Source organism: Paracoccus sp. PAMC 22219 (genome assembly GCF_000787695.1).
In the GTDB taxonomy this organism is placed as follows: domain Bacteria; phylum Pseudomonadota; class Alphaproteobacteria; order Rhodobacterales; family Rhodobacteraceae; genus Paracoccus.
Map to the genome: position 1 here is coordinate 39,875 of NZ_BBPH01000084.1, position 7,423 is coordinate 47,297.

At 67.5% G+C, this 7,423-nt stretch carries 7 protein-coding genes and 1 pseudogene; 6 read left to right on the forward strand and 2 right to left on the reverse strand.

What is annotated here, in order from left to right; translation table 11 throughout:
- The first annotated feature begins 147 nt into the window (after positions 1-147).
- From rpoD to TY51_RS10410, 4 genes are all read left to right on the forward strand, one after another.
- Entirely contained in the window at positions 148-2,121 is a 1,974-nt protein-coding gene (gene rpoD, locus TY51_RS10395) for an RNA polymerase sigma factor RpoD (RefSeq protein WP_042249270.1), read from the forward strand.
- On the forward strand, positions 2,111-2,536 hold the full coding sequence (locus TY51_RS10400) for a BLUF domain-containing protein (RefSeq protein WP_052650020.1): 426 nt from the start codon (positions 2,111-2,113) through the stop codon (positions 2,534-2,536). The genes rpoD and TY51_RS10400 overlap by 11 nt, the downstream gene beginning before the upstream one ends.
- Positions 2,537-2,600: 64 nt before the next feature.
- A complete protein-coding gene (rmuC, locus tag TY51_RS10405) occupies positions 2,601-4,004 on the forward strand; it encodes a DNA recombination protein RmuC (protein ID WP_042249272.1) in 1,404 nt (467 codons plus the stop codon).
- Positions 4,001-4,426 (forward strand): secondary thiamine-phosphate synthase enzyme YjbQ, encoded by a 426-nt coding sequence (locus TY51_RS10410; RefSeq protein WP_042249274.1) that lies wholly within the window; start codon positions 4,001-4,003, stop codon positions 4,424-4,426. Before rmuC ends, TY51_RS10410 begins: the two co-directional genes overlap by 4 nt.
- On the opposite strand, the gene TY51_RS10415 is transcribed toward TY51_RS10410, so the two are convergent.
- Positions 4,417-5,088: an SDR family oxidoreductase gene (locus TY51_RS10415; protein WP_042249277.1), complete on the reverse strand. Its 672-nt coding sequence runs from the start codon at positions 5,086-5,088 to the stop codon at positions 4,417-4,419. The two genes, TY51_RS10410 and TY51_RS10415, sit on opposite strands and share 10 nt — an antisense overlap.
- Before the next feature lie 163 nt (positions 5,089-5,251).
- Here TY51_RS10415 and nrdR point away from each other — a divergent pair, with 163 nt between their 5' ends.
- Positions 5,252-5,716 carry a transcriptional regulator NrdR gene (nrdR, locus tag TY51_RS10420; RefSeq protein ID WP_042249280.1) on the forward strand — a complete coding sequence of 155 codons (465 nt, stop codon included), beginning with the start codon at positions 5,252-5,254 and terminating at the stop codon, positions 5,714-5,716.
- Positions 5,713-6,723: a bifunctional diaminohydroxyphosphoribosylaminopyrimidine deaminase/5-amino-6-(5-phosphoribosylamino)uracil reductase RibD gene (ribD, locus tag TY51_RS10425; RefSeq protein WP_255351400.1), complete on the forward strand. Its 1,011-nt coding sequence runs from the start codon at positions 5,713-5,715 to the stop codon at positions 6,721-6,723. The genes nrdR and ribD overlap by 4 nt, the downstream gene beginning before the upstream one ends.
- On the opposite strand, the pseudogene TY51_RS10430 reads toward ribD, so the two are convergent.
- Positions 6,720-7,423 (reverse strand): annotated as a pseudogene (locus tag TY51_RS10430) (capsular polysaccharide biosynthesis protein); the annotation flags it as partial. The gene ribD and the pseudogene TY51_RS10430 sit on opposite strands and share 4 nt — an antisense overlap.

Consider the following 7,423-nt stretch of genomic DNA (forward strand, 5'->3'; position numbering starts at 1 on the left):
CGAATCGCATCCCTCCGGGGTTGCGAATCATCAGCGCGCCCGGCCTTTGATTCGGCCGGGAAGCGCGCTAGAAACGAAGCAACTTTGCGACGATTCGCCCGCACATGCGAATCACCCGCCCACGATCTCGCCGAGAAGGAGCCCTGGATGGCCGCCAAGGACGATGACCACGACAAGACCGACAAGGACGACAATGCCCATACGCTGGACATGAGCCAGGCGGCGGTCAAGAAGATGATCGCCGAGGCACGCGAGCGTGGCTACATCACCTACGACCAGCTGAACGCCGTCCTGCCCCCCGAGCAGGTCAGCAGCGAGCAGATCGAGGACGTCATGTCGATGCTGTCCGAGATGGGCATCAACGTGATCGAGGACGACGACGCCGCCGAGGAATCGGAGGGCGGGGCCATCGTCACCACCGGCGCCGGGTCGCGCGATCTGGCGGTCTCGACCACCGAAACCGAAAAGCTCGATCGTACCGACGACCCGGTCCGCATGTACCTGCGCGAGATGGGATCGGTCGAACTGCTGTCGCGCGAGGGCGAGATCGCCATCGCCAAGCGGATCGAGGCCGGCCGCAACACGATGATCGCGGGCCTGTGCGAAAGCCCGCTGACCTTCAAGGCCATCACGCTGTGGCGCGAAGAGCTGCTGGACGAAGAGATCCTGCTGCGCGACGTCATCGACCTTGAGACCACCTTCGGCCAGTCCATGGACGACGAGGAGGCCGAGGAGGTCGAACTGACCGTCGAGGGCGAGGCCAGCACCACCGCCACCAAGCGCGAGGAATTCGACGCCGACGGCAACCCGCTGCGCGTCGAGGACGACGAGGACGAGGACGAGGGCGCCAACCTGTCGCTGGCCGCGATGGAAGCAAGCCTCAAGCCCAAGGTCCTGGAGACGCTGGAAGCCATCGCCCATCACTACGAGGGGCTGGCCGACATGCAGGACCAGCGCATGTCCGCGACCCTGAACGAGGACAACAGCTTCTCGGCCAGCGCCGAGAGCGACTATCAGACCCTGCGGTCCGAAATCGTCGTGTTGGTGAACTCGCTGCACCTGAACAGCGGCCGGATCGAGGCGTTGGTCGACCAGCTGTACGGCATCAACCGCCGGATCGTCACCATCGACAGCGGCATGGTCAAGCTGGCCGACGCGGCCCGCATCAACCGTCGCGAGTTCATCGACGCCTATCGCGGGTCGGAACTGGACCCGAACTGGGTCGACCGCATGTCCGCCCAGGCCGGGCGCGGCTGGCAGGCGCTGTTCGACCGGTCGCGCGACCAGGTCGAGCGTCTGCGCGGCGACATGGCCGAGGTCGGGCAGTATGTCGGTGTCGACATCGAGGAATTCCGCCGGATCGTCAGCCAGGTCCAGCGCGGCGAAAAGGAAGCCCGCCAGGCGAAAAAGGAGATGGTCGAGGCCAACCTGCGCCTGGTGATCTCGATCGCCAAGAAATACACGAACCGCGGCCTGCAGTTCCTGGACCTGATCCAGGAGGGCAACATCGGCCTGATGAAGGCCGTGGACAAGTTCGAATACCGCCGCGGCTACAAGTTCTCGACCTACGCGACCTGGTGGATCCGCCAGGCGATCACCCGGTCCATCGCGGATCAGGCGCGCACGATCCGCATCCCGGTCCACATGATCGAGACGATCAACAAGCTGGTCCGCACCGGCCGCCAGATGCTGCACGAGATTGGCCGCGAACCGACCCCGGAGGAACTGGCCGAGAAGCTCCAGATGCCGCTGGAGAAGGTCCGCAAGGTGATGAAGATCGCCAAGGAGCCGATCAGCCTCGAGACCCCGATCGGGGACGAGGAGGACAGCCAGCTTGGCGATTTCATCGAGGACAAGAACGCCGTCCTGCCGCTGGACAGCGCCATCCAGGAAAACCTCAAGGAAACCACGACCCGCGTCCTGGCCAGCCTGACCCCGCGGGAAGAGCGCGTTCTGCGCATGCGCTTTGGCATCGGCATGAACACCGACCACACCCTCGAGGAGGTCGGCCAGCAGTTCAGCGTGACCCGCGAGCGCATCCGCCAGATCGAGGCCAAGGCGCTGCGCAAGCTGAAGCATCCTTCGCGGAGCAGAAAGCTGCGGTCGTTCCTTGACCAGTGATCTGGACGATCTGCATGGCCTTGGCTTTGTCCTGTACCGCAGCACCGCGCGTGCCGGTCTGGACGGGTCGGCCATGCAGGACATCCTGCGCACTGCGCGGCACCGCAACCAGTCGCTTGGCCTGACCGGCTGTCTGCACCACGAGGACGGCCTGTTCTTCCAGTGGCTGGAGGGGCCTGCAGACGGCTTGCGGCAGGTGGTGTCCTCTTTGGTGCACGACGACCGGCATCGCGATTTCGAGATCTTGGACCAAGGTGCGCTGGACCACCGCCGGTTTCAGGACTGGCGCATGCGGTTTTCGGACCGGGACCGGGCGTCGCTGATGGACTGGTTCGCGCGGTCGGACAGTTCAACCGTGCATCGCGGCGATTACGCCGGCGGCGTGGTGGCCTTCATGATGGGCCTGGATATCTGACAGCGCCTTGCGCTTGCGGCACAAACTGTGAACACTGCCCCCAAAACGACGGGGTGACAGCAGGATGCAGTTCGACGATGCCGGGGCCTGGCTTTCCGACATGACGGTGATCGGGCCGGCGCTGGCCGGCGCGCTGACGCTGCTGCTGTTGTGGCGCGGACAGCGGGCGCTGGCACAGATGCGTGACCGCGCGACGCGTGCCGAGGATCAGGTGCATGCTGCGAACCTGGACCAGACCCGCGCGAAGACCCGGGCCGAGGCGCAGGATGCCCGCCTTGCCGACCTGACGGAGGAGCGTGACGGCCTGACAGACGCGCTGCACCTTGCGCGCCAGCAGGCGGCGCAGCTGGAGACCCGTCTGGCCGAGACCCGCCTGCGTGCCGAAAAGGACGCGGAAGCCAGCGCCCGCGAGGTGGCCACCCTGCGAGAGCTGCGGGCCGAGATGACCCAGCAGTTCAAGCTGCTGTCGGCCGAGACCCTGCGCGTCCAACAGGACGATCTGCAGCGGCTGCAGAACGACCAGTTGTCGGCCCTGCTGACTCCGTTCCGCGACCAGGTCGGCCGGTTCCAGACCGAGCTGCAGACCCGCAACAAGGTGCTGGACGAGGAATCGGCCCGCCTGCGCGAACAGATCCTGTCGTTGCACAATCGCAGCGAGCAGATCAGCCGCGAGGCCGTGAACCTGACCCGCGCGCTGAAGGGCGACAAGCAGCAGCAGGGTGCCTGGGGCGAGATGGTGCTGGAACGCATCCTGGAGGATTCCGGCCTGATGGCCGGGACGCATTACGACATGCAGTCCAGCTGGCGCGATGACGACGGCAAGCTGTGGCGCCCCGACGTGGTCGTGAAGATGCCGCGCGGCAAGGTGATGGTGATCGACAGCAAGGTGTCGCTGAACGACTACGAGGCCTCGGTGACGCTGGACGACCCGGTTGCTGCCGCCGCGGCCCTGCGCCGGCATGTGGCCGCGATCCGCACGCATATCGCCACGCTGTCGGGCAAGGGCTATCAGCGGATGGACGACAATTCGGTCGATTACGTGCTGATGTTCATTCCGATCGAGGGGGCGTTTTCGGACGCGCTGCGGGCCGACCCGGCGCTGGCGGCGTTTGCGATGGAACGGCGCGTGGGGCTGACGACGCCCACCACGTTGATGCTGACCCTGCGCACCGTCGATCACATCTGGGCGGTCGAGCGTCGCGAAAGCAATGCGTTGGAGATCGCGCGCCGGGCGGGGCAGCTGTACGACAAGGTCGCGGGTTTCGTCGAGGCGATGGACGGGGTCGGTCGCGCGCTGGATCAAGCCAACCGCGCGCATGGGCAGGCCATGGACCGGCTGACGCGCGGGTCCGGCAACGTCATCCGCCAGGTCGAGATGCTGCGGTCCCTGGGCGCGCGGGCCAGCAAGCAGATCGACCTTGATCATGACCGCGATGATGCCCTGCTGGGTCCGGAGGCCGCCGAATGATGCACATCCTGACTGTCGCCACCCATGGCCCCGCCTGCCACGAGATCACCGCCGATCTGGCCGATTGGTTGCGCGCAACGGGTGCCGCGCAGGGGGTGCTGACGCTGATCGTGCAGCACACGTCGGCGTCGCTGCTGATCCAGGAGAATGCCGACCCCGAGGTGCAAACCGACCTTCTGGCTTGGCTGGATCGTCTGGCCCCGCCCGCCGACGATCCGTCGATGGGCTGGATCACCCATCGCTATGAAGGGCCGGACGACATGCCCGCGCATCTCAAGGCTGCGGTCCTGCCCACGACCCTGCAGATCCCGGTCGATCGGGGTCGGATGATGCTGGGCCGCTGGCAGGGGATCTATCTGGTCGAACATCGCCGCGCCCCGCATCGGCGTCAGGTCGTGGCGATGTTTGCGCCTCAGGCCTGAGGCATCAGATAGACCTCGCGGATCGCGGCACGTTCGGGTGCGGTGATCATGTGCAGGACGGCCGCGGCGACATCGTCCGGCTGCAGCTTGTCGGGCGCGCCGTCATCGAAGAAGGCGGTGTCGACCATGCCCGGCGCCACGACGCAGCAGCGTCCGCCCCATTCGCGCATCTCTTCGGCCAGGTTGCCGGCATAGCCGTGCACGAACCACTTGGTCGCCCCATAGATCGAGCCCTTGATGTGCTGGCGTCCCGCAGCCGACCCGGTCAGGACCAGCGTGCCGCGCGTCTTGCGCAGATGCGGCAGCAGCGCGCGGGCGGTCAGAACGACGCCCATCACGTTCAGATCGATCATCCCGCGGATGTCGTCCAGGTCGCCGGCCTCGGTCCCCGGCTTGGACAGGCCGCGCCCGGCATTGGCATAGGCCGCGTCGATGCCACCGAAATGGTCGGCAACCTGCGCCGCGGCAGCCGTCAGCGAGTCGATGTCGGTCGCGTCGCCGCCGACGACCATCGCCTTGTCGCCAAGCTCGTCCGCCAGGGCGGACAGCTTGTCCGCGGACCGGGCGAACAGGGCGACGTTCCAGCCCGCCGCGACTGCGGCGCGGGCGGTTGCCGCACCGATGCCGGAGGAGGCGCCGGTGATGAACAGGGTCTGGGTCATGGATGCCTCAATCGGTTGAATCCCGCAGGAAATTACGTCCGGCAACGCGGCATTCGGGCCACAGGTTCCGGGGGGCCTATCTTGTGGGCTGTGGATAACGCTACCCAATCCCTGCCAAGCTGCCTATAGTCACGGTGGATCGCCTCAGCACAGGGACAACGGAATGCGCTGCCCGTTTTGCGGAAATGCCGATACCCAGGTCAAGGACTCGCGCCCGGCCGAGGATAACGTGGCCATCCGCCGCCGTCGCTTCTGCCCGTCCTGCAATGGCCGCTTTACCACGTATGAACGCGTGCAGCTGCGCGATCTGGTCGTGGTCAAGACCAACGGCAAGCGCGAGGATTTCGATCGCGACAAGATGGCCCGCTCGATCCGGATCGCCATGCAGAAGCGCCCGGTCGAGCCCGAGCGGATCGAACAGATGATCAGCGGCATCGTCCGGCGGCTGGAAAGCACTGGAGAGACCGACATCCCATCCAAGGCGATCGGAGAGATCGTGATGGAGGCTTTGTCGCGCATCGACAATGTCGGCTATGTCCGCTTTGCCAGCGTCTACAAGAACTTTCAGGACGCGGACGATTTCGACAAGTTCGTGTCCGAGCTGCGCCCCGGCGCCGCCAACGATTGACCCCCGATCCGACAGACGACGCCCGGCACATGGCCCATGCCCTGCGCCTGGCGCGGCGCGGTCTGGGCAATGTCTGGCCGAACCCCGCGGTGGGCTGCGTGCTGCTGCGCGACGGGCGTGTGGTCGGGCGCGGCTGGACCCAGCCCGGTGGCAGGCCGCATGCCGAACGCATGGCGCTGGACCAGGCGGGTCCGCTGGCGGCGGGCGCCACTGCCTATGTCACGCTGGAGCCCTGCGCCCATCACGGCCGTACGCCCCCCTGTGCCGAGGGGCTGGCAAGCGCAGGTGTGGCCCGTGTCGTCACCGCGCTGACCGACCCCGACCCGCGAGTGGCCGGTCGCGGCCACCAGATGCTGCGCGATGCGGGCATTCCCTTGACCGAGGGCGTGCTTGCGGATCAGGCAGCTGATCTGCAGGCGGGGTTCCTGCTGCGCATCACCTCGGGCCGCCCCTTCGTGACGCTGAAGCTTGCCAGCAGCCTGGACGGTCGCATCGCGATGGCCAGCGGGGAAAGCCGCTGGATCACCGGCCCCGCCGCGCGGGCGCATGTCCACGCGCTGCGCGCCCAGCATGACGCGATCATGGTCGGCGGCGCGACCGCCCGCACCGATCTGCCGCAGTTGAACGTCCGCGGCATCCGCACGCCCCAGCAGCCGGTGCGCATCGTCGTGTCGGCGCAGGCGCTGCCGCCATTGCCGCCGCAGGACGCCGATCATGGGCCGCTGTGGCGGGTCGAGGGTGCGCCGGCGCAGATCCTGTCGGACCTGGGCGCACGCGGTATCACGCGGGTTTTCTGCGAGGGGGGCGGGCGGCTGGCGGCCAGTCTGCTGTCGGCGGGGCTGGTCGATCAGCTGGTCGGCTATACCGCCGGTCTGGCGCTTGGGGCCGAGGCGCGGCCGTTTCTGGGGCCCACCGGCTGGACCCGCCTGGCCGAGGCGCCGCGGTTCCGCTTGGTCGAAACGCGTGCCATCGGCGGCGACCTGTTCCACCGCTGGACCCGCGCCTAACGGCGCCAGATCCAGGCATGTCCGGCCAGCGCGCCTTGCGCCTTGGCCAGCAGCCGCAGCGCCGGGGGCGGGTGCGCCTGTCCCGCCGCCAGCCGTTCCAGTGCCAGTTCGACAGGGCAGGGCAGGCCCGTCACCGGATCGCGATAGCGCGGATAGGCGATCAGGCAGGCATGCACCAGCGCCGCCAGATCGGGCCGCGCCTGACGGCGGGCGGGCAGGGGCCCCAGATCGCGCGTCAGCCCCCAGCCCGCATAGAAGGGCGCGCCCAGGACCGTGACCGGCCTGCCGCGCAGCAGCGCTTCGAACCCCAGGGTCGAGGTGATGGTCCAGACCTCGTCCACGGCATCGATCAGCGTGACGGGGTCGGCGTCAGTGGCGACATGATCGGCCAGTGCCGTCAGTGACGCGGCATTGATGGTGCCGGGGCGCAGGCCGGCCTCGACATCCGGGTGGGGCTTGTAGATCAGGCAGGCGTCCGGATTGTCCGTCCGAACCCGCTGCAGCAGCGCAAGGTTGGTCCTTTCAGCCCCCGCGCCTTTCAGGATCGAGGCGTCATCCTCGACCTGTCCGGGCACCAGAATGCGGCGGCGGCCGTCACGCGGCGGCAGGTCCGTGGTACCGCCCAGATTGTACTTTGTCAGCCGCGTGGCGATCAGCGCGGCGATCAACCGTTGCGCACGGTCCCGCCCGCACGGCGGGG